Genomic DNA, 19,318 nt, shown 5'->3' with positions numbered 1-19,318 from the left:
AGACAATCGACTTATTTGCCACATCCTGTCGGGATTGTTTGCGGCCTCGGGACAGTTTCCGAGGTCGTTCGCTATTTCGCCGCATTCTCTTGCTACGCCCGAAGCTAAGAAACGTGGATCTGAGGATTCGGGCAGATGCTGAACAGACGAGAGATCGCGCTCTCCGCTTTGGCCGCGGGTAGCATCGGGATATGTGCGCCGGCCGAGGCGCAGACCCTGAGCCATTCCAATTACCGGGTGCCCTATCGACACCGGCCGCGCTGGGTCCGGGTCGATACGCAACTGACGCCGGGTGTTATCTATGCCTGGAACTCCACGCGACAGCTCTTCTGGGTCCAGGAGCCGGGCCGGGCCATGCGGTACGTGATCGCCATCGGCGCCGAGGGCCGCGCGTTCGAGGGCACAGCCCGCGTTTCGCGCAAGGCGATCGCGCCCGGCTGGCGCCCGACCGAGAGCATGATCCGGATGGAGCCGCAGATCTACGGCCGGTTCCGCAACGGCCTGCCCGGCGGGCATCCGATGAACCCACTCGGTGCGGCCGCGCTCTATCTTGATCAAGGCGGGCGGGACACGTTCTATCGCATTCACGGGACGCCGCAGCCTTGGACCATGGGGCGGTCGTTTTCCTCCGGCTGCCTGCGGCTGGTGAACGAGCACATGATGGATCTCTACGCTCGCGTGCCGGTCGGCACGCCCGTGGTCGTGATCTGACGCCGCCGCGGTAGCCCGCGATCAGGGCCGCGCCGCCCGGCTTTCGCCATGTGGCCCGACCCGGCACATCACGTCAGAAAGGCAGAGATCGCCTCGACCTCCTCCTGCCGGATCTCATGCCCGCCGGGATGCCAGGCAACGGTCACAGCCGCGCCCTGCGCTTCGAACCAGGCGACCAGGCGTTCGGTGCTCGCCGCGGGACAGATCGGATCCTGGCGCCCAGCGGTCACAAGCACCTTGCGACCCGAAAGCCCTGGCTGCGGCGCCGGAGCGAACGGGATCAGCGGATGCATCAGCACCAGACGGTCGACCAGCTCGGGCGCGGAAAACGACACCGAGGCCAGGATATTGGCCCCGTTCGAATAGCCCAGCCCGATGACCTCGGGCGCGTCCACGCGGGCCTTCTGCTCGGCGATGAAGCCGGCCATCGCCTGGGTCCGCCGCGCGAGGTCGTCCATGTCATAGACCCCCTCGCCCGTCCGTCGAAAATAGCGCAGCGCCCCGTTTTCGCTGACATCGCCCCGCGGAGAGACCACGTGCGCCCCGGGCTTGAGGGCGGAAGCGACCTCGTGAAACTGGTCCTCTGTCGCGCCCGTGCCGTGAAAGGTCAGGACCAGCGGTGCGCCGTCCGTGCCCTTGGTGATTGCAGCTTGGTAAGTCATTGGCCGATCGGCTCCAGGTGCCGCTCCAGCGCCGCGCGAAGATGCTCGTGCTGCGAGGGCAGCTTGAGCGCCTCGCCAAGATGCGCGGTGTCCTCGTCCCGGTCGAAACCGGGCTCGTTGGTCGCCACCTCGAACAGAACCCCGCCCGGCGTGCGGAAATAGATCGCCCAGAAATAATCGCGATCGATCACCGGCGTCACCTGATAGCCGGTGTCAAGCAGCGCCTCGCGGACCTCCAGCTGCCGGGCGCGGTTCTCGACGGCAAAGGCGATGTGGTGCACCGATCCGGCCCCTTGGCCCGCGGGGGCAAGGTTGCCCGCCTCTTCGATGTCGATCACGTTGGCCGCGTTGCCGCCGGGCACGGCATAGCGGATGAGGGCACCGTCGCGATCCTGCTCCTCATAGCCCATGAAGCGCAGCAATTCGGCCTGTGCGCCAGCTTCGCGCAGGCGCATGTCGGCGGAATGGAAGCCACGGATCGCCATCTCCTCCGAGATGCCGTTGCCGGTCCAGGGTGCCCGGTCATCCTCGCCCTCGACCAGCGCGAATCGGTCGCCATCAGGGCCGTCGAAGCCCACGACCGGCGTGCCGAACAGGGTGCCGACGCTGACATTGGCGATGTCGAAGGTGCCCAGCCGCTCGGCCCAGGCCTGGGCGCTGCCGACGGGAATGGTGAAGCGGGTGGTCCCGACCTCGCCCGTCCCGCGCCGGCCGCGGGCCGCGCCGGAAAAGGGGAAATAGGTCATGACGGTGCCCGGCGTGCCCACCTCGTCGCCGTAATAGAGATGATAGACGTCGGGCGCGTCGAAATTCACCGTCTTCTTGACCCGGCGCAGGCCGAGGACGTTGGTGAAGAAAGCGTTGTTTTCGCGGGCCGAAGAGGCCAGCGACGTGACGTGGTGAAGACCCTTGATCTGCCTGAGCATGAGACGAACCCCTTCGTTGGCTGTTGCAATCGAGATAGTCTGGACCGAAATGCGCAAAAGACTGACATGCGCACCGCTTCTGTCCGGAAACGCACACGAGGCCGGAGGGCTTGCACACGCGGTCCGGCAAGAGCATCTGAAGAGGGAAGCTCGGAGACCGGGCCCATCCACATAAGGAGCGACCGAATGGCAATGCGAATCAATGACACCATCCCGAACCTGACCGTCACGACCGACCAGGGCAGCTTTGCCCTGCATGATTTCGTCGGCGACAGCTGGGCGATCCTGTTTTCGCATCCCAAGGATTTCACCCCGGTCTGCACCACGGAATTCAGCGCCGTCGCGCAGCTTGCCGATGAGTGGGACAAGCGCGGCGTCAAGGTGATCGGCGTTTCGGTCGACGGCGTGGAAGACCACAAGAAATGGAAGACCGACATCCAGACATACGGCGGCGCGGCGGCGGGCTTTCCAATCATCGCGGACGACGGTCTCGAAGTGTCCAAGGCCTTCGACATGCTGCCCTCCGAGGCCTACCTGCCCGAAGGCCGGACCCCGGCCGACAGCCAGACCGTGCGGTCCGTCTTCATCATCGGGCCGGACAAGAAGCTCAAGCTGTCGATGACCTACCCGATGACCGTGGGCCGGAACTTCGCCGAGGTGCTGCGTGCGGTGGATGCGCTCCAGACCTCGGCCACCGCGGGCGTGGCGACGCCGGCCGACTGGGTCCCCGGCCAGGACGTGATCGTGCCGGTGGCGGTGTCCGACGAGGATGCGATCGCCAAGTATGGCAGCATCGACACGGTCCTGCCCTATCTGCGCAAGGCCAAGCTGCCGGCCTAGAACGGCGCCTTGGCCGTCACGCGGGTCCCTGCCCCGCCGTCCGGATGACGAAATTGCAGGGTTTCGGAATGCAGCATGAGGCGCGGGAAATCCCGCGCCTCACCCGTTGCATAGAACGGATCGCCCAGGATCGGATGCCCGAGCGCCAGCATGTGAACCCGCAGCTGGTGTGACCGCCCGGTCCTGGGCATCAGACGGACACGGGTCTCGGCAACGCTGGCCCGCTGAACGCGCCAGTCCGTCACGGCCGCCTTGCCGCGCTCGTGATCTACCATCTGCAGAGGCCGGTTCGGCCAGTCCACGATCAGCGGCAGATCCACCGTCCCGGTCTTTTCCGCCATCCGCCCCCAGACCCGCGCGACATAGGTCTTTTTCGTCTGCCGTTTCTCGAACTGCAGGCCAAGATGCCGCTGTGCGTGGGGGGTCAGCGCAAAGACCATCACGCCAGAGGTGTCCCGGTCCAGCCGATGCACCAGAAGCGCCGTCGGAAAGGCGGCCTGAACCCGCGCCAGCAGGCAATCGGCCAGATCGGCCCCCTTGCCCGGCACCGACAGCAGGCCCGCGGGCTTGTCCACGAGAAGCACCTCGTGGTCCTCGTGCAGAACCACCAGCGGGTCGGTCGGCGGAGAATAGACGTTGTCCATGGTGCGGGGCCTAGTCCGCGCCCGGCCGGCCCGCAAGGGACAGCGGTGCCGACCGCGTCACCGTCGCGAAAAGACCCAGGCCAGGATTGCGGCCAACCCCTCGGCATCCGCCGCATCGAACGCGTCGGGCCGGTCGCTGTCGATGTCGAGGACGGCAATCACCTCTCCCTCGGGGTCGAACACCGGCAACACGATCTCGGACCTGGTAGAGGCGGCACAGGCGATGTGGCCGGGGAAGGCCTCTACATCTGCCACGATCTGCACCTGCCTGGTGCGGGCCGCGGCCCCGCAGACCCCGCGGGAGAACGGTATCACCAGGCAGCCGTGGCCGCCCTGGTAGGGCCCGATCTTCATCAACTCGGGGGCGACAACGCGATAGAACCCGGTCCAGTCGAACCTTTCGTCGGAATGATGGATTTCGCACGCAAGCGTGGCCATGAGGGCGACGCTGTCATCCTCGCCCTCGGTCAGGGCGGCGACGGTCCGGGCGAGTTCGGAATAATCGGGCACGGTGATCTCCTCTCTTCGGGCAACAATCCCGGGTGGCGGCAGCCATTGTTCATTGCATGCCCATACATTGCCTCATTGCCTCCGCCTTGCGGCCGGAAACAAGGGGCAAACATGGACCTGTAGCTGCATATAGCTTCCCTCGGCGCCGCGCGAAATTGCCCCCACCCAGCACGCGGCGTCGAGGCTTACATTCCTCCCCTTGCAGAGCCAGCCGCCGGACCTATGGTCTGCGCACTGCCAAGGAGAGTATCATGCGCGATTTCCAACTTCCCGGCCGCTCCGCCGTCCTGTCGATGAACGGGATGGCCGCGACCTCGCACCCGCTGGGCACCAAGGTGGCGATACAGATGCTCGAGGCCGGCGGAAACGCGCTCGACGCCGCCATTGCCGGTGCGCTGCTGCTCGGAACGGCCGAGCCGCAGATGACCGGGATCGGCGGGGATTGCTTTGCCCTGATCTCCAGGCCCGGCGAGGCGCCCATCGCCATGAATGGCTCTGGCCGGGCGCCCGCGGCCTTCGACGCCGAGGCTTTGCGGGCGGCGGGGCACAGTGCCATGCCGCGGACCGGGGCGCAGAGCGTCACCATCCCGACCGCCGTCGATGCCTTTTGCCGCCTGAACAAGGACCACGGCCGGATGGGCCTTGGCGACGTGATCGGACCGGCGGTCTATCATGCCGAGGCCGGCATCCCGGTTGCCCCCCGCGTTGCGCGGGACTGGACCGAGGCCAGCCATCTGAACGACGCCGCCCAGCGCAAGCTGATGCCCGGCGGCAAGCCGCTGACCACCGGCACGGTCTTTCGCGAGCCGGGCGTCGCCGAGGCGCTGCGCCGGCTGGCCGTCGAGGGGCGGGCCGGGTTCTATGAGGGCGAGGTTGCCGAGGATATGGTCGATACGCTGCGCGGTCTGGGCGGCGCCCATTCGCTCGACGATTTCGCGCAGGCCAGGGCCGAGTATACGACGCCCGTCACCACCGCCTACGGCGCACACGAGGTCATGGAGCATCCGCCCAACGGTCAGGGCGCCACGGCCCTGCTGCTGCTCAACATCCTCAAGCAATTCGACCTTTCGGCGATGGACCCGTTCGGCGCAGAGCGTGCGCATATCGAGGCTGAGGCGACAAAGCTCGCCTATGACGCCCGCAATCGCTTTCTCGCGGATCCCGATCACATGACACGGCTGGAGCATATGCTCGCGCCCGAGACCGCCGCCAGGCTGGCCGCGCTGATCCGGCCCGACGCGGTGCTGCCGCCCGGCCTTCCGGGCGCTGGCGAGGCGCACAAGGACACGATCTATATCACCGTCGTCGACCGCGACCGCATGGCGGTGTCGCTGATCTATTCGATCTTCCGGACCTTCGGCTCGGGGGTGGCAAGCGACAAGTTCGGCATCCTGCTGCAGAATCGCGGCGCGGGCTTCACGCTGGAAAAGGGACACGCCAACGAGGCCGCCCCGGGCAAGCGCCCGATGCACACGATCATCCCCGGCCTGCTGCGCAAGGATGGCGAGACCGTCATGCCGTTCGGTGTCATGGGTGGGCAATACCAGGCCAACGGCCATGCGCGATTCGTGACCAACCTCTTGGACTTCGGCCTGTCGCCGCAGGCCGCGATCGACGGACCTCGGTCATTCGCGACGGACGGTGTGCTGCAGGTAGAGCGCGGCTATCCCGACGCGGTGCGAAACGCGCTGTCGGACCTCGGCCACCAGGTGGAAGTGCCGGATGGCCCGATCGGCGGGGCGCAGGCCATCCGGATTCACGAGAGCGGCGTTCTCGAAGGGGCAAGCGACCCGCGCAAGGACGGCTGCGCCCTGGGATATTGAGCTATGGGGCGGGCGGCCGCGCGCAATTGTAGCGCCCCCTACGCCCGGGCCAACGACGCCCCATGCCCGTGTTCCAGCGCCGAGGGCGTCTTGCACCCGTTGATCGCGGGGGCGCGTTGGATCAGGCCGGGCGTGTCCAGCGCAGCGACCATGAACAGCGCGAAGTCCACCCGGCGGGTCTTGTCGCTGGCCAGGATCGGGTCGCCCACATGGTCAGCCCAGACAGGCAGCCCCTCGCTCTCGCCTTCCTCCAGGCTGCTGCCGCGCACCAGCGTCCAGTCCGTATCGCTGGCAAAGATCAGGTCGGTCGCCCGGACCTGGTCGTCAAGATCGGCAAAACCCATCCAGCGGGCGATCGGGCCGAAAAGGGCGACGATGGCCTTGAGCTTCCACGAGTAGACGTCCTTGCCATCGCGGCTGATGTGCCAGCCGCAGGAATAGATCAGCCGCGCGCCGGGCTTGGCCGCCGCCATCACGGCCCGTGCCGTGCCGCTGGCGTAATCCGTCCGCCCCCAGGGCACGAGAACGGTCAGAACGCCGTCCGCGTCGCCGACGGCCCGCGCGACCACCTCGCGGTCATCGGTGCGGCCGGGGTAGACCGTGATCCGGTCGCCGAAGCGGGCCAGCTTCTCGACGCTGTCGGGACGGCAAACGCCGGTCACCTCATAGCCGCGGTCGAGGCAGTGCTGGGCCATGTATTGCCCCAGCTTTCCCGAAATTCCGATGATGCAAACCTTTTTCATGATGATTCTCCTGATTCCGCCAAGTTGACTTACGATGTATGTTGCGATGTCCCGGCTTTAGACTTACATTGTAAGCATGTCAACATCCGGATCCCGCACCCCGCTCACCCGCGACCGTATCCTGGCCGAGGCCATGGCCTTTGCCGACGCCCAGGGCCTTGCGGCCCTGTCCATGCGCAAACTTGCCCAGCAACTGGGGGTCGAGGCGATGTCGCTCTACAATCACGTGTCGAACAAGGCCGACCTGCTGGCGGGGATGGTCGACCTGGTGGCCGGCGAATTCGCCCGCCCCGGGCCCGGCGAATGGCGCGGCGAGATGCGCAATCGGGCGCAGGCCGCCCATGCGGCGCTGATGCGCCACCGCTGGGCGGCGCAGCTGATCCTGACCAATGCAGAGCCGGGGCCGAACATGCTGGCCTATGTCGAGGCGACGCTCGCCTGTCTCGTCGGGGCGGGGTTCAGCTATCCGCAGGCCGACCACATCTGGAACACGCTCGACGCCTATATCTACGGCTACACGATCCAGCGGCAGACCTTCCCGTTTCAGCCCGAAGACTACGCGGAGGCCGCCGCCGCCAACATGGAGATGATCCCCGCCGATCTCTTTCCGCACCTGCGCGGGCTCGCCGAAAAGATCGCGGTGCGCGAGCATGACGGGATCCAGACCCTGGAATTCGGGCTGGACTTGATGCTGGACGGAATGGAAGGAATGCGGCCGCTCACGTGACGGCCGGCCGTCAGTTCAGCTGAACCTGCAGCGGATAGTGACCGTCCTGGAACGGGCCGAAGAGGTCGTCGAGGTCGGGGTGGTCCACAGGCTCACCGGAATAATCGGCGACGAGGTTCTGCTCGGACACATAGGCGACGTAGTAGCTTTGGTCGTTCTCGGCCAGCAGGTGGTAGAACGGCTGGTCCTTCTTGGGGCGGCTGTCCTCGGGGATGGCGTCGTACCATTCCTCGGTATTGCTGAACATTGCGTCCACATCGAACACCACACCGCGAAACGGGTGCTTGCGATGCCGGACGACCTGCCCGAGATGGTACTTGGCACGAGTTTTCAGCATGTTTTTCCGACCCCTTTAAACGGTTGGTAACCGTCCCAGGCGCCAAGAGTCTACCTGTCCGCGGCAAAAAGCAGCGATTTGACTGGAAACAGTGTGTCGAATCGATGTGCGCACCCGGCGTCACACCAAGCTTCACATTGCCGCAGCCGCCGCCCCAAGACCATTTTCCTGAGGCACGGCTTTGTGCTACACTCGGTTTCAATAAAAATACGATAAGAGCGAGAGGCAGATGAGCAGACTCATTCTCGCATTGGTCTTGGTTGGTGCGCTGGGCAGCTGCGCACCACGCAACACTGATGCGCCGGAAAATCTAGACAATGCCTGTGCATTGTTGGCGGAACGTCCACATTACGCCCGCGCCTTCCGGCAGGCGGAACGGAAGTGGGGCGTTCAGGCCCATGTCCTGATGGCGATGATCTATCAGGAAAGCAAATTCATCTCGAACAACCGGCCGCCGCACCAATACGCGCTGGGGATCATCCCGACCGGGCGGCAAAGCTCGGCGTTTGGCTACAGCCAGGCGCTGGACGGCACATGGGATGAATACGTCACCGCCCAGCACGCCCGCGGAGCGCGGCGTGACGACATGCGGCACGCTGCCGACTTCATGGGCTGGTACATGAAACTGAGCGAGCAGGAGCTGGGCATCGACATGAGCGATGTGCGCAACCAGTACCTAGCCTATCACGAGGGACGGACCGGGTTCCGCCGGCAATCCTATCGCAGCAAGGGCTGGCTGATGCGGGTCGCGGGCGAGGTCGAGACCCGCGCCGTCGTCTATCAGGCACAGCTTGCGCAATGCCCGCGCCGGCTGTGACCGGTTGACGGGCAAGGGCTCCGCCGCGGCGGGGCCCGGCTGCGCCTAATTCGCCCAGCGGTTGGTTTCGGCGATGATGTTGAACCGGGCGTCGTTGATGGCGACGTTCCGGGCCAGATCGCCGAGAATGACCGTTGTGCGGGTCCCGCTCTCGTCGGTGACGATCCATTGCCGCAGCTCGGCCGGAGAGCCGGTGAACTTCATCTGGATGCTCCCAAGCTCGGGGCGCTGGGGGTCTTGCGCGGTCACCGTGGTGGCCGTGCCGTCGAAGCTGTGCTCGGTCACCATGCCGGAGCGCGACAGGTCCACGTTGGCCTCGAGCACGATCTTCAGCGGCGTCTCGGCCAGGGGATAGCGTTCGGGGTTCCGATCCGATTGCGGATCGAAGATCGCCACGGCGCCGCCCCCCGCGATCACCAGAGAGCCGTCGGGCGGGTTGTATTCGAACCGGATGCGGCCCGGCCGCTTGATGTAGATCTGCCCGGTGGAGATCGTGCCATCGGCGTTGATCTGGGTGAATTCGCCCTCCGCCGTGGTGAAGGAGTTCAGATAGCGGCTGATCTCGGCAAGGCTGAGTTGCTGCGCCTGGGCCGTGCCCGCGAGCGCGGCAATCGCGAGGGGAAGAAGAAGCAGGAGGAGGCGGAGGGTCTTCATGGCGTTCCTATCGTCTGGGCCGGGGCCTTGGTCGGTCCCCACACTTGGTCAGTCCCAACATAAGGTCCTTGTCGCCGAATTGCCCATGCTAGGCGATATCACGCCTTTGACAGTGGCGAGCGCCCGCCCGCTGCGTCAGCCCCGCCCCATCTGCTGCGCCCGGGCGACCGCGGCCTCCACCCCCTCGGCGATGGCCGCGGCCAGTGGCGAGGCCTGCATCGCGCGCAATCCGGCGGCCGTCGTGCCCGCGTAGTCGATCATCGCCTGCACATGGGCGGCGGGCGGCAGATCGCTGGCCGCCAGCGCCTCGCCCGAGGCCAGGAACAACTGGCGCGCCGCGCGATTCGCCACGTCGGGCGCCACGCCCCGTGCCGTGGCGTGATCGGCAAAGCACTGGGCGAGATAGGCCACGAAGCCGGGGATGGGGCCGGTGATGCCGGTGAAGAGGTCGATATGGGCCTCCTCCGTCACCTCGTCCGCCAGCCCGCAGGCCGAGAGGATCCGGTCGGTCCGCGCCTTGTCCGCCGCGCCCAGATCGGGCGCGAACCAGGGGCTGAAGGCGCGATGGGTGGCGGCGGCGGGGCTCGACATCGCCCGCACGACGCGGCCGGCGCCGGCAAGCGCCGCGAGCCGGGACCGCGGGACACCGGCCATGACCGATATGACCAGCGCATCCGCCGCCGCGATGCCAAGCGCCCCGGCCTGCGCGGGCGGGACGGCGAGAATGACGGTCCCGCAGGCGCAGGCCGCCTCTTGCGCCTGGCTCGTGGTCCGGACCCCGGTCCCGGTCAGGGGCCCCGCGGTTCCGCTGCGGCTGGAGATCCAGAGCGCACCGGCCTCGACCACGCCCCGGGCCAGAAGCGCCGTGGCGATCGCGCTGCCGAGGGCGCCGTTGCCGCCCAGGATGGCGATGCTGCTGTTGCGTGTCATTGGGATCCTCCCGGTTGCGCCAGCAGATTAGCTCAGCCTTGCGCCCCTGTCAGCGTCCCATGGACGGACCAGCCGGAGGCAGGACGATGACAGCCGCGGCGGGCCCTATGGCTCGGGGACCAGCACCTCACGTTTGCCGACGTGGTTGGCTGCGCTGACGACGCCCTCGTCCTCCATCTGTTCCACGAGACGCGCGGCCTTGTTGTAGCCGATGGCGAGCTTGCGCTGAATATAGGAGGTGGAGCACTTGCGATCCTTCGCCACGATATGCACCGCGGTGTCATAGAGCGCATCCTCGGCATCGCCGTTGCCGCCCGAGGTCAGGCCCAGCACCGCGTCGATGTCGCTGCCCTTGTCCTCGTCGGGGCCCTCGACCACGCCGGACTTGTAGTCGGGCGGGCCGAATTGCTTGAGGTGGTTGACGATTTCCTCGACCTCTTCATCCGAGACGAACGGCCCGTGCACACGGGTGATCTTGGCCCCGCCGGCCATGTAGAGCATGTCGCCCTGGCCCAGAAGCTGCTCGGCCCCCTGTTCGCCCAGGATGGTGCGGCTGTCGACCTTGGAGGTGACCTGAAAGCTGATCCGGGTGGGGAAATTCGCCTTGATCGTGCCGGTGATGACATCCACGGACGGCCGCTGCGTGGCCATGATGATGTGGATGCCCGACGCGCGCGCCATCTGCGCCAGGCGCTGGATGCAGGCTTCGATCTCTTTGCCGGCAACCATCATCAGGTCGGCCATCTCGTCGACGATGACAACGATATAGGGCATCGCCTCGGGCGTGATCTCCTCGGTCTCGAACACCGGATCGCCGGTTTCGTCGTCGAACCCGGTCTGGACGGTGCGGCTGAAGGTTTCGCCCTTGGCGAGCGCGTCCTCCACCCGGGAATTGTAGCCCTCGATGTTGCGGACGCCCAACTTGGACATCTTGCGGTAGCGGTCCTCCATCTCGCCCACGGTCCACTTGAGCGCGACGACGGCCTTTTTCGGGTCGGTCACAACGGGGGACAGCAGGTGCGGGATGCCGTCGTAGACGGAAAGTTCCAGCATCTTGGGGTCGATCATGATCAGCCGGCATTCCTCGGGCCTCAGCTTGTAGAGCAGCGACAGGATCATGGTGTTGATCGCGACCGACTTGCCCGACCCGGTGGTCCCGGCGATCAGCAGGTGGGGCATCTTGGCAAGGTTGGCGATGACCGGGTCGCCGCCGATGTCCTTGCCCAGCGCCAGCGGCAGCTTGTGGTTGCCGTCGCCAAAATCGCGCGACGAGAGCATTTCGCGCAGAACCACGGTCTCGCGCTTTTCATTGGGCAGTTCGATCCCGATGACCGAGCGCCCGGGCACGGTCGAGACCCGCGCCGACAGCGCCGACATCGAACGCGCGATATCGTCGGCAAGGCCGATCACGCGGGACGCCTTGAGGCCCGGCGCGGGCTCCAGTTCATACATCGTGACCACGGGGCCTGGACGGACGGAGACGATGTCGCCCTTCACGCCGTAATCGTCGAGCACGTTTTCCAGCATCCGGGCGTTTTCCTCCAGCGCCTCTTTGGCGAGGTGGTGCCGCTCGACCGTGTCGGGGCTGGTGAGCAGGCCGAGGGGCGGGATCTCGTAGGCGTGTTCGCTGTCGGCGAAGGCCAGGCCGGGTTGCGCCTCGGCCATGGCCTGGCGCGACGGTTTGACCGACCGCTTGGCCGCATGCTGGACCACGGGGCGCGCGGGTTCGGCGACCGGCGGCGTGGGCGCCTCGTCCGTGGTGCGGCGCATGATCGGGCGTCCCGGCTGCGCATGGGTCGGGGTGTCGTAGCCGCGGGGCTCGGGCATGGGCCCGTCGACAAGCTCCGGCGATGGCATCTCGGCGTCCGCGAGGTCTTCGGCCTCCTGCGGGGCCGGTGCGCGTTGCGAGGCCGCGCGGACGCGGGACATCAACGCGCTCTGCTCGCTCTCGGTCTCGGTCTCGGGCTGGGACGCAAGCCGGGCGCCCCCGGTCACTGGCGGCTCTTCGGGCAGGCCAGCATGGGGCCCGGCCTGGATCAGCAGCGGCTTGGGGCCGCGGTGCCGCTGCGCCGTCGCGGCGCGGACCGCCGGAGTTGCCGTCAGCGGTGCGCCCCGCACACGGGCCTTGATGATGTCACTGACCTTCGAGCGGATCCTGTCCTCGGGCTCGGGTCGGTCGTCCTCGGGCTCGGCGAGGGCCGGGTCGGCCCGCCTCATCAGGCTTGGCATCCGGGCAAGAAGCCCGGTGCGTTCCGGAGGGGCGCGGGTTTCGGGCGCGGGGCTGTCCGGGGCCTCGATGACGGGGGCGGCATCCGCGACGGCGGCCGTGGTGCGCCGGGCCCGGATGACCGCGGCGACCCGGTCCGCCGGCGAAGGGGCATCGACCTCGGGCAGCTCATGGGTCATGGCCTCGGCGTCACCCGCGCGCGCATCGGCGCGGCGGGCCCGGGCCGCGCGGGCGGCGGTCACGGCGGCCGAGGCCCCCGACAGTCCCGCGCCCGAGACGCGGGCCAGCAGGCGCAGCAGCGCCGCGTAGGCGAGCACCACGCTGCGGACCAGAAAGCGAATGCCCGACCTGACCTCGTCCCCGGTGAAGCCCAGCACGAAAAGCGCAAGCGCCACGGTCGACAGGCCGATCACGCCGGACATGATCTTGACCCCCAGCAGCGGGCCGACGGGAATGACCATCAGCGCGATGGAAAGCGCCGTGTCCCCGAACATCCCGCCCAGCCCGAAAGTCAGCGTCCAGCTCTCATAGGGTGTCAGCGTCGAGGCATAGATCGAGACGAAGGCGACGGCGATCGGAAAGAAGATCGCGCGGCCAAGCGCCCGCTCCTGACCTTTGTGAAAGGTGAAGCGCAGGCCCCAGCCGATCAGCACCGCGGCAATGCCGAGCCCACCCCAGCCCACGATCGTGAACAGCGGGGCGGCCGCCGCGGCGCCGCCACGGCCCAGCCAGTTCTGAACCGGCGCGTCGGTGGCCGTGATCCACGACGGGTCGTCGGGCGTGTAGGACCAGATCATCGCCAGCACGGCGAGACCGGCAACCACCAGCACGATTCCGAAAAGCTCCTGCCCCCGGCGCTCAAGCGCCGCCTGCGTGGTGCTGTCCAGAAGGGGATCTCGCTGTCGTGTCTGGTACGCCATCGTCGCTCCTCAGTCTTCGTCGCCATAAAGGCAGCCGCGGATCAGTGTCAGACCGCGCCGCATCTCGTCGATGGGTGCCACGAGGGCGACCCGAATATATCCCACGCCGGGATTGCCGGCACCGGCGTCGCGGCCCAGGTAGGCGCCCGGCAGGACCCGCACGCCGGTTTCGCGCCAAAGGGCGGTCGCGGCGGCCTCTCCGTCGGGGACGGGCAGCCAGAGAAAGAACCCCGCCTCGGGACCTTTGTATCCCGGCACGCCGGCCAGGATCGCATCGGCCTCGCGGTACTTCTCGGCATAGAGTGCCCTGTTGCGGGCGACATGCGCCTCGTCGGTCCAGACCCGCGCTGCGACCGCCTGCAACGGGTTGGGCAGCGGCGCCCCGGCATAGGCCCGCAGCCGCCGCATCGCGCCGATATTGCCGCCGCCGCCGGTCACGAAACCCGAGCGCAGGCCGGGCAGGTTCGACCGCTTGGACAGGGAATGAAAGGCGAGGACGCGATCTGGATCGGCCCCCGCCTTCTCTGCCGCTGGCAGCAGCCCGGGCGGGGCCGTGTCCCTGTAGATCTCGGAATAGCATTCGTCCGCCAGCACGCGGAAATCATGGCGCTCGGCCAGCTCCAGCAATCGCGCCCAATAGGCCTCGGTCGCCACGGCGCCTTGCGGGTTCGAGGGCGAGCAGAGGTAGAAGAGCGCGGCCCGGTCCAGCGTCTCGGCCGGGATCGCGTCGAGGTCCGGCAGGTGGCCGGTCTGCTCCGTCGCGGGCAGAAAGACGGGCTCCGCCCCGACAGACAGGGCGGCCACGGCATAGACCTGGTAGAACGGGTTCGGCATCAGCACCGTGGGCGTGCGGCCGCCCTTCGTCTCGGGGCAGAGCGCCATCGCCGCGTTGTAAAGCCCTTCGCGCGTGCCATTGAGCGCAAGCACGCGATCCTCGGCCAGCGTGACGCCATAGCGGCGCCCGATCCAGCCGGTGATCGCCGCCAAAAGTTCTGGCGTGCCGTCGTTGGCGGGGTATTTCGCGAAACCGTCCATGGCCTCGGCCAGGGTTTCGGCCACGAAACCGGGCATCGGATGCCTGGGCTCCCCGATCGACATGTGCAGCGGCGTGCCGCCGGCCGCATGACCGTCGAGCAGGGCCCGCAGACGCGGGAACGCGTAAGGAGGAAGGTCCGAAAACCTTTCGGGGAACTGCATCATTTGCCTCAGAGCCCGGGATCGTTTTCGCCCCGGTTTCGCGCAAGGTAGACCGGGGCACGCCGGTCTGTCCAGAATGACCGCGGCGAAAAGCCGGGGGGCGGGGGCGCGATGTGGCTTTTAGGCCAGCGCCGCCTCGGCCGCGGCCCCCAGCCGCAGCAGGCGCGCCTCCTGCATCGGCGCGGCCGAGAACATGATGCCGGTGGACGGCACGCCCGTGGGCAGGCTTAGCCCGCAAAGCCCCATGAGGTTGCCAAGACGCGTGTTGCGCAAGGTCTTCAGATTGCTGGCGATGTAATAGGCGTCGTCGGCCAGCAACCGCTCGACCTTCGGCGGCATCAGCGCGGCCGACGGGCTGATGACCGCGTCGAAGGAGGCGGTGAAGGCGGCGTAGGCCGCGCGCAGCTCCCGCAGCCGGCGCCAGGCCACGATGTAGTCGGCGGCCAGCACGTCCTTGCCGGCCGAGACCCGGTCGCGGATGTGGTAGAACATCTTGTCGCCGTCGGCCGCCACCATCGGCCCCCAATAGGACCAGGCATCGGCGGTGAACACCGTCGCGGCGAGCGCATAGGCTTCGGTCAGCGGCGCCCAGTCGGCACGGGTCACGGTGGCGCCGGCATTCTGCAGTCGCTCGACGGCGGATTGGAAGGCCGCGCGGGGAGCATCCTCCAGATCTTCCATCAACGTGGTCTCGATCACCAGCAGCCGCGCACCGTCCAGGCTCGCGCCGCGCAGGTCTGTGCCTGGGCCGCCCATGGCCTGCAGCAGCAGCGCCGCGTCCTCGACGCTCCGGGTGAGCGGGCCGATGGTGTCGAAGGTCGCGCAGAGCGGCACGACCCCTTCGTTGGACAACAGGCCGTGGGTCGTCTTGAGACCGACAAGATCGTTCCACGCCGAGGGCACCCGGACCGACCCGCCGGTGTCAGAGCCGATCCCCGCCGACGCGAGGCCGAACGCGACCGAAGTCGCGGCCCCCGACGACGACCCGCCCGGAACCGCATCGGCATCGTTCACGCAGGGCGGCGTCGCCGTGTTGGGGTTCAGGCCGAGGCCGGAAAAGGCGATCTCGGACAGGTGGGTCTTGCCCAGGCAGACAAGGCCCATCGACGTGGCGTTCCGCACGACCCTTGCGTCGGCCTCCGGCACGCGCCCCGCAATCAGCGGGGTTCCGGCCTCGCAGCCGGTGCCGGCGGTGTCGACAAGATCCTTCCAGCTGATCGGCACACCGTCCAGCAGCGACAGGCGTTGCCCCGCCTTCGCGCGGGCCTCGGCGGCCAGCGCCTCGGCCACCGCCCGTTCCGGCGTGGTCCGGGCATAGATCCGGGACGCGAGCGGGTGGCTGTCGATCGCGTCGAGATAGACGCGGGTCAGCGCGACAGGGTCGATCTCTCCCGCCTCGATCCCGCGCCCGAGATCGGCGGCTGTGGCCCAAAGCCAGTCTTCCATGATGCGCCCTCCTGTCGCGGCGCACGCTATCGGGCCGCTGCGCCATGGACAATCCCCGGCTCGACGCCATAGTCCATTTCATGACACCGAGCATCATGATCGTGGGCGGCGGATTGACCGGCTGCGCCCTGTCCGTCGCCCTTGCCCGAGCCGGATTCGCGGTGACGGTGATCGACTCCGCCCCCCTGTCCGAACGTGCCGCGGAAGGGTTCGATGGACGCTCCTATGCGCTCGCGCTCGCCTCCCAGCGGCTGTTGCGGCGCATCCGCGTCTGGGACGCGGTGGCCGATGACGCCCAGCCCATGCTGGAGATCAAGGTCACCGATGGCCGCGCCGGCGAAGGGCCCGGCGGCTGGATGATGCATTTCGACCACGCCGAGATCGAGGAAGGGCCGATGGGCTGGATGGTCGAGGACCGCCACCTGCGCCCGGCGCTTCTGGCCGCGATGGCGGAGGCCGGCGTGACCCACCGCGCCGAAGAGACGGTGACAGACCAGGCGCTCGGCCGCTCTGCCGGCGTGACGCTTGGCTCGGGCGAAACGGTCGAGGGAAGTCTACTGATCGGCTGTGACGGGCGCGGCAGCGGCACCGCCCGGCGGGCCGGCATCGGGCGGATGGCCTGGGGCTACGACCAGACCGCGGTTGTCTGTGCAGTGGCGCATGAACTCGATCACGGCGGTATCGCGCACCAGTTCTTCATGCCGGGCGGGCCTCTGGCGATCCTGCCGCTCAAGGGCCGCAGATGCTCCATCGTCTGGTCCGAGACCACGGCCCGGGCCGAGGCCCTGCTTGCCATGGAGGACGCGGATTTCGTCGAGGCGCTCCGGCCCGCATTCGGTTCCTTTCTGGGCGAGATTTCCCTGGTCGGCGCCCGCTTCGGCTATCCGCTGGGCCTGACGATCGCCGAGAGGTTCGTCGATGCCCGGCTGGCGCTGGTCGGCGATGCGGCCCACGGCGTTCACCCGATCGCGGGACAGGGGCTGAACGCGGGTCTGCGCGATGTCGGCGCCCTCGTGGCGGTGCTGTCCGAGGCCCGTGCGCGGGGCGAAGATATCGGGGCGCTGCAGGTGCTGGATCGGTATCAGACCTGGCGGCGGTTCGACACGGCCACGCTGGCGATGGCGACTGACGGGTTCAACCGGCTGTTTTCCAACGATAACCCTCTTGCGCGGGGATTGCGCGACCTGGGGCTCGGGGTGGTGAACGCGGTGCCGGGGCTGCGACGGTCCTTCATGCGCGAGGCCGCCGGTCTCTCCGGCGACCTGCCACCGCTTATGAGGCCCTGACACCCGGCCGCAGTCGGTGCGGCCCCGAGGCTGCTCGCCTTCAGTCTTCGAGCTGCCGCGCCTCGTCGGCCAGCATGACCGGAATGCCGCCCCGGATCGGGTAGGCCAGGTGCGCGGCCTTGCTGATCAGCTCCTGCCGCTCGGCGTCGAAACGCAGGGGCGCGTGGGTCTGCGGACAGATCAGCGCCTCGAGCATCCGGCGATCGAAATGAGGCCCTTCGGGGGGCAGTTCGGGGGGGCCCTCGTTTGCGACGGGCAGGTCCTCGGCGGTCATTGCATCATCTCCTCGCCGGAGCCGCCGCGCATGGCGAATTCGATCAGCGTCACCAGCGTCTCGCGCCGGGTTTCCAGCGACGGCGCCTCGAGCAGCGCCTGCTTGTCCTCGGGCTCGAACGGGCAGAGCATGGACAGGGAATTGATCAGCAATTCGTCCTCGGCCTCCTTGAGGCTGTCCCAATCGGTCGACAGGCCCTGTTCCGCGAAATAGCGCCCGAGCAAGGCCAGAAACCTCGGCCGGTTGAAGCCGGGATCGGTCTCTGTCTGGCCCAGGTCGCGGTCGAATCCGTCCCAGGACACGTCGCAGCGGCGGTAGGGGGCAAAGCCCTCCACCTCCCTGGCGACGCGGAACCGGGACATGCCGGACAGGGTGATCATGTAGCGGCCGTCCTCCGTCTCGGAGAACGCCGAGACCCGCCCGGCGCAGCCGATGGCGTGCAGGTGGCTGCGCCCGTTCTGATCGTAGGGCTGAACCATCCCGATCAGGCGGTGCGAGGTCTTTAGCGTGTCGTCGAGCATCGCGAGGTATTTCGGCTCGAATATGTGAAGGGGCAACCGGCTGCGCGGCAGGAGCAGCGCACCGGGAAGAGGGAAGACCGGGAGCGTCCCCGGCAGATCGGTGGCCTGTATCATGACCCTCTAGCTAGCCCTCTGACCGGGTCAGGCAAATATCATCGAGCTGAGCCGTCTGCGGCCGTTCAGAACGATCGGATCATTGGGCTTGAGCGCCTCGAAGATCGTGAAGAGCTGCGCCCGGGCGGCGCCGTCGTTCCACTCCCGATCCCGGCGGAAGAGGTCCAGCAGCTCGTCCACGGCGCCGGCCGTGTCGCCGCTCGCATGCAGGGCCACGGCCAGGTCGAGCCGGGCCTGGTGGTCGGCGGGATCGGCCTCCAGCCGCTTGCGCAGGTCGTCGACGGGGCCCGCGTTGGCGGCCTGCTGTGCCAGGTGCAGCGCGGCGCGGGCGGCCTCAAGCTCGGGGGTGTCGGTGATCGACGCGGGGGCGCCGTTGAGGATCGCTTCGGCCTGCTCGGTCTCGTTCAGCGCGAGATAGGCGCGGACGAGCCCGCCATAGGCGCCGGCATGCTCTCCGTCCTCCTGCAGGATCGCGGCGAAGGTCTCTGCCGCGTCCGCGGCGGCACCCTCGGCGAGCATGGTCTCGGCTGCCTCGACCGCCTCGTCGAGCCCGCCGCCCTCTTCTTCGCCACCGCCCAGCGCCAAGAGCTTCTCGACGAAGGCGTCGATCTGCGAGGGCGGGAGGGCGCCCTGGAAGCCGTCCACCGGCTGGCCTTGCCAGAAGGCATAGACCGTGGGGATCGACTGGACCTGCAACTGCCCGGCGATGCCCTGGTTCTGGTCGACGTCGATCTTCACCAGCTTGACCTTGCCCCCGGCCTTGGTCACCGCCGCCTCGAGCGCCGGTCCAAGCTGTTTGCACGGGCCGCACCACGTGGCCCAGAAGTCGACGATAACAGGGGCCTCCTTCGAGGCCTCGACAACGTCGGCCATGAAGGTCGCGTCGCTACCGTCCTTGATGAGGTCCTTTGCCGCGGGGGCCTCGCTCCGTGCGCCGAGTTCGATCATCACTCACCTCTTTGCGTCGATATGTGTGTCATTTCCCGCCTTATATGGGCGTCGCGGCGCC

General features: G+C 67.8%; 20 protein-coding genes. 6 read left to right on the top strand and 14 right to left on the bottom strand.

The window, feature by feature from the left end; translation table 11 throughout:
* Positions 1–135 precede the first annotated feature (135 nt).
* On the top strand, positions 136–711 hold the full coding sequence (locus ROA7023_RS08670; protein ID WP_143535494.1) for a L,D-transpeptidase: 576 nt from the start codon (positions 136–138) through the stop codon (positions 709–711).
* 68 nt (positions 712–779) lie between these two features.
* Here ROA7023_RS08670 and ROA7023_RS08665 read toward each other — a convergent pair whose 3' ends face one another.
* Complete coding sequence (locus tag ROA7023_RS08665; RefSeq protein WP_085878626.1) at positions 780–1,373, bottom strand: alpha/beta hydrolase; 594 nt, start codon at positions 1,371–1,373, stop codon at positions 780–782.
* Positions 1,370–2,299: a ring-cleaving dioxygenase gene (locus ROA7023_RS08660; protein WP_085878625.1), complete on the bottom strand. Its 930-nt coding sequence runs from the start codon at positions 2,297–2,299 to the stop codon at positions 1,370–1,372. Before ROA7023_RS08660 ends, ROA7023_RS08665 begins: the two co-directional genes overlap by 4 nt.
* A 186-nt stretch (positions 2,300–2,485) precedes the next feature.
* Between ROA7023_RS08660 and ROA7023_RS08655 the strand changes: the two genes are divergently transcribed.
* Positions 2,486–3,139, top strand: coding sequence for a peroxiredoxin (locus tag ROA7023_RS08655; protein ID WP_085878624.1), 654 nt, complete (start codon positions 2,486–2,488; stop codon positions 3,137–3,139).
* Here ROA7023_RS08655 and ROA7023_RS08650 read toward each other — a convergent pair.
* Together ROA7023_RS08650 and msrC are read right to left on the bottom strand one after the other, a co-directional pair.
* Complete coding sequence (locus ROA7023_RS08650; RefSeq protein ID WP_085878623.1) at positions 3,136–3,783, bottom strand: pseudouridine synthase; 648 nt, start codon at positions 3,781–3,783, stop codon at positions 3,136–3,138. The genes ROA7023_RS08655 and ROA7023_RS08650 overlap by 4 nt on opposite strands.
* A gap of 57 nt (positions 3,784–3,840) precedes the next feature.
* Entirely contained in the window at positions 3,841–4,293 is a 453-nt protein-coding gene (gene msrC / locus ROA7023_RS08645) for a free L-methionine (R)-S-oxide reductase MsrC (protein ID WP_370739209.1), read from the bottom strand.
* A 251-nt stretch (positions 4,294–4,544) separates the two neighbouring features.
* Here msrC and ROA7023_RS08640 point away from each other — a divergent pair, with 251 nt between their 5' ends.
* Positions 4,545–6,116: a gamma-glutamyltransferase family protein gene (locus tag ROA7023_RS08640; RefSeq protein WP_085878622.1), complete on the top strand. Its 1,572-nt coding sequence runs from the start codon at positions 4,545–4,547 to the stop codon at positions 6,114–6,116.
* Between the two features lie 38 nt (positions 6,117–6,154).
* Here the strand turns inward: ROA7023_RS08640 and ROA7023_RS08635 are convergent, their stop codons facing one another.
* Positions 6,155–6,859 (bottom strand): NAD(P)-dependent oxidoreductase, encoded by a 705-nt coding sequence (locus ROA7023_RS08635; protein WP_085878621.1) that lies wholly within the window; start codon positions 6,857–6,859, stop codon positions 6,155–6,157.
* Between the two features lie 76 nt (positions 6,860–6,935).
* Here ROA7023_RS08635 and ROA7023_RS08630 point away from each other — a divergent pair, with 76 nt between their 5' ends.
* Positions 6,936–7,586 carry a TetR/AcrR family transcriptional regulator gene (locus tag ROA7023_RS08630; protein ID WP_085878620.1) on the top strand — a complete coding sequence of 217 codons (651 nt, stop codon included), beginning with the start codon at positions 6,936–6,938 and terminating at the stop codon, positions 7,584–7,586.
* A 10-nt stretch (positions 7,587–7,596) separates the two neighbouring features.
* On the opposite strand, the gene hspQ is transcribed toward ROA7023_RS08630, so the two are convergent.
* Positions 7,597–7,923 carry a heat shock protein HspQ gene (gene hspQ / locus ROA7023_RS08625; protein ID WP_085878619.1) on the bottom strand — a complete coding sequence of 109 codons (327 nt, stop codon included), beginning with the start codon at positions 7,921–7,923 and terminating at the stop codon, positions 7,597–7,599.
* Positions 7,924–8,152: 229 nt separating this feature from the next.
* On the opposite strand from hspQ, the gene ROA7023_RS08620 reads away from it, so the two are divergent.
* Positions 8,153–8,740 (top strand): transglycosylase SLT domain-containing protein, encoded by a 588-nt coding sequence (locus ROA7023_RS08620; protein WP_085878618.1) that lies wholly within the window; start codon positions 8,153–8,155, stop codon positions 8,738–8,740.
* A 45-nt stretch (positions 8,741–8,785) separates the two neighbouring features.
* Here the strand turns inward: ROA7023_RS08620 and ROA7023_RS08615 are convergent, their stop codons facing one another.
* From ROA7023_RS08615 to ROA7023_RS08595, 5 genes are all read right to left on the bottom strand, one after another.
* Positions 8,786–9,394 carry a LolA family protein gene (locus ROA7023_RS08615; RefSeq protein WP_085878617.1) on the bottom strand — a complete coding sequence of 203 codons (609 nt, stop codon included), beginning with the start codon at positions 9,392–9,394 and terminating at the stop codon, positions 8,786–8,788.
* A gap of 135 nt (positions 9,395–9,529) precedes the next feature.
* Positions 9,530–10,324 carry a pyrroline-5-carboxylate reductase family protein gene (locus tag ROA7023_RS08610; RefSeq protein ID WP_085878616.1) on the bottom strand — a complete coding sequence of 265 codons (795 nt, stop codon included), beginning with the start codon at positions 10,322–10,324 and terminating at the stop codon, positions 9,530–9,532.
* Between the two features lie 105 nt (positions 10,325–10,429).
* Complete coding sequence (locus ROA7023_RS08605; RefSeq protein ID WP_085878615.1) at positions 10,430–13,471, bottom strand: DNA translocase FtsK; 3,042 nt, start codon at positions 13,469–13,471, stop codon at positions 10,430–10,432.
* Between the two features lie 9 nt (positions 13,472–13,480).
* Positions 13,481–14,668, bottom strand: coding sequence for an aminotransferase class I/II-fold pyridoxal phosphate-dependent enzyme (locus ROA7023_RS08600; RefSeq protein WP_085878750.1), 1,188 nt, complete (start codon positions 14,666–14,668; stop codon positions 13,481–13,483).
* 120 nt (positions 14,669–14,788) lie between these two features.
* Positions 14,789–16,114 carry an amidase gene (locus tag ROA7023_RS08595; RefSeq protein WP_085878614.1) on the bottom strand — a complete coding sequence of 442 codons (1,326 nt, stop codon included), beginning with the start codon at positions 16,112–16,114 and terminating at the stop codon, positions 14,789–14,791.
* Positions 16,115–16,158: 44 nt separating this feature from the next.
* Here ROA7023_RS08595 and ROA7023_RS08590 point away from each other — a divergent pair, with 44 nt between their 5' ends.
* Positions 16,159–17,400, top strand: coding sequence for a UbiH/UbiF/VisC/COQ6 family ubiquinone biosynthesis hydroxylase (locus ROA7023_RS08590; RefSeq protein WP_085878613.1), 1,242 nt, complete (start codon positions 16,159–16,161; stop codon positions 17,398–17,400).
* A gap of 40 nt (positions 17,401–17,440) precedes the next feature.
* On the opposite strand, the gene ROA7023_RS08585 is transcribed toward ROA7023_RS08590, so the two are convergent.
* Genes ROA7023_RS08585 through trxA form a run of 3 tightly spaced genes read right to left on the bottom strand, consistent with a single transcriptional unit; the run spans position 17,441 to position 19,257 of the window.
* Positions 17,441–17,674, bottom strand: coding sequence for a Trm112 family protein (locus tag ROA7023_RS08585; protein WP_085878612.1), 234 nt, complete (start codon positions 17,672–17,674; stop codon positions 17,441–17,443).
* Entirely contained in the window at positions 17,671–18,309 is a 639-nt protein-coding gene (locus ROA7023_RS08580; protein ID WP_085878611.1) for an LON peptidase substrate-binding domain-containing protein, read from the bottom strand. The genes ROA7023_RS08585 and ROA7023_RS08580 overlap by 4 nt, the downstream gene beginning before the upstream one ends.
* A gap of 27 nt (positions 18,310–18,336) precedes the next feature.
* Complete coding sequence (trxA, locus tag ROA7023_RS08575) at positions 18,337–19,257, bottom strand: thioredoxin (protein ID WP_085878610.1); 921 nt, start codon at positions 19,255–19,257, stop codon at positions 18,337–18,339.
* Positions 19,258–19,318: the final 61 nt, after the last annotated feature.

Origin of the sequence: Roseisalinus antarcticus (assembly GCF_900172355.1) — a bacterium.
In the GTDB taxonomy this organism is placed as follows: Bacteria; Pseudomonadota; Alphaproteobacteria; order Rhodobacterales; family Rhodobacteraceae; genus Oceanicola; species Oceanicola antarcticus_A.
The sequence above is the reverse complement of the archived record's forward strand: the minus strand, read 5'-3'. Positions and strand labels throughout refer to the sequence as shown.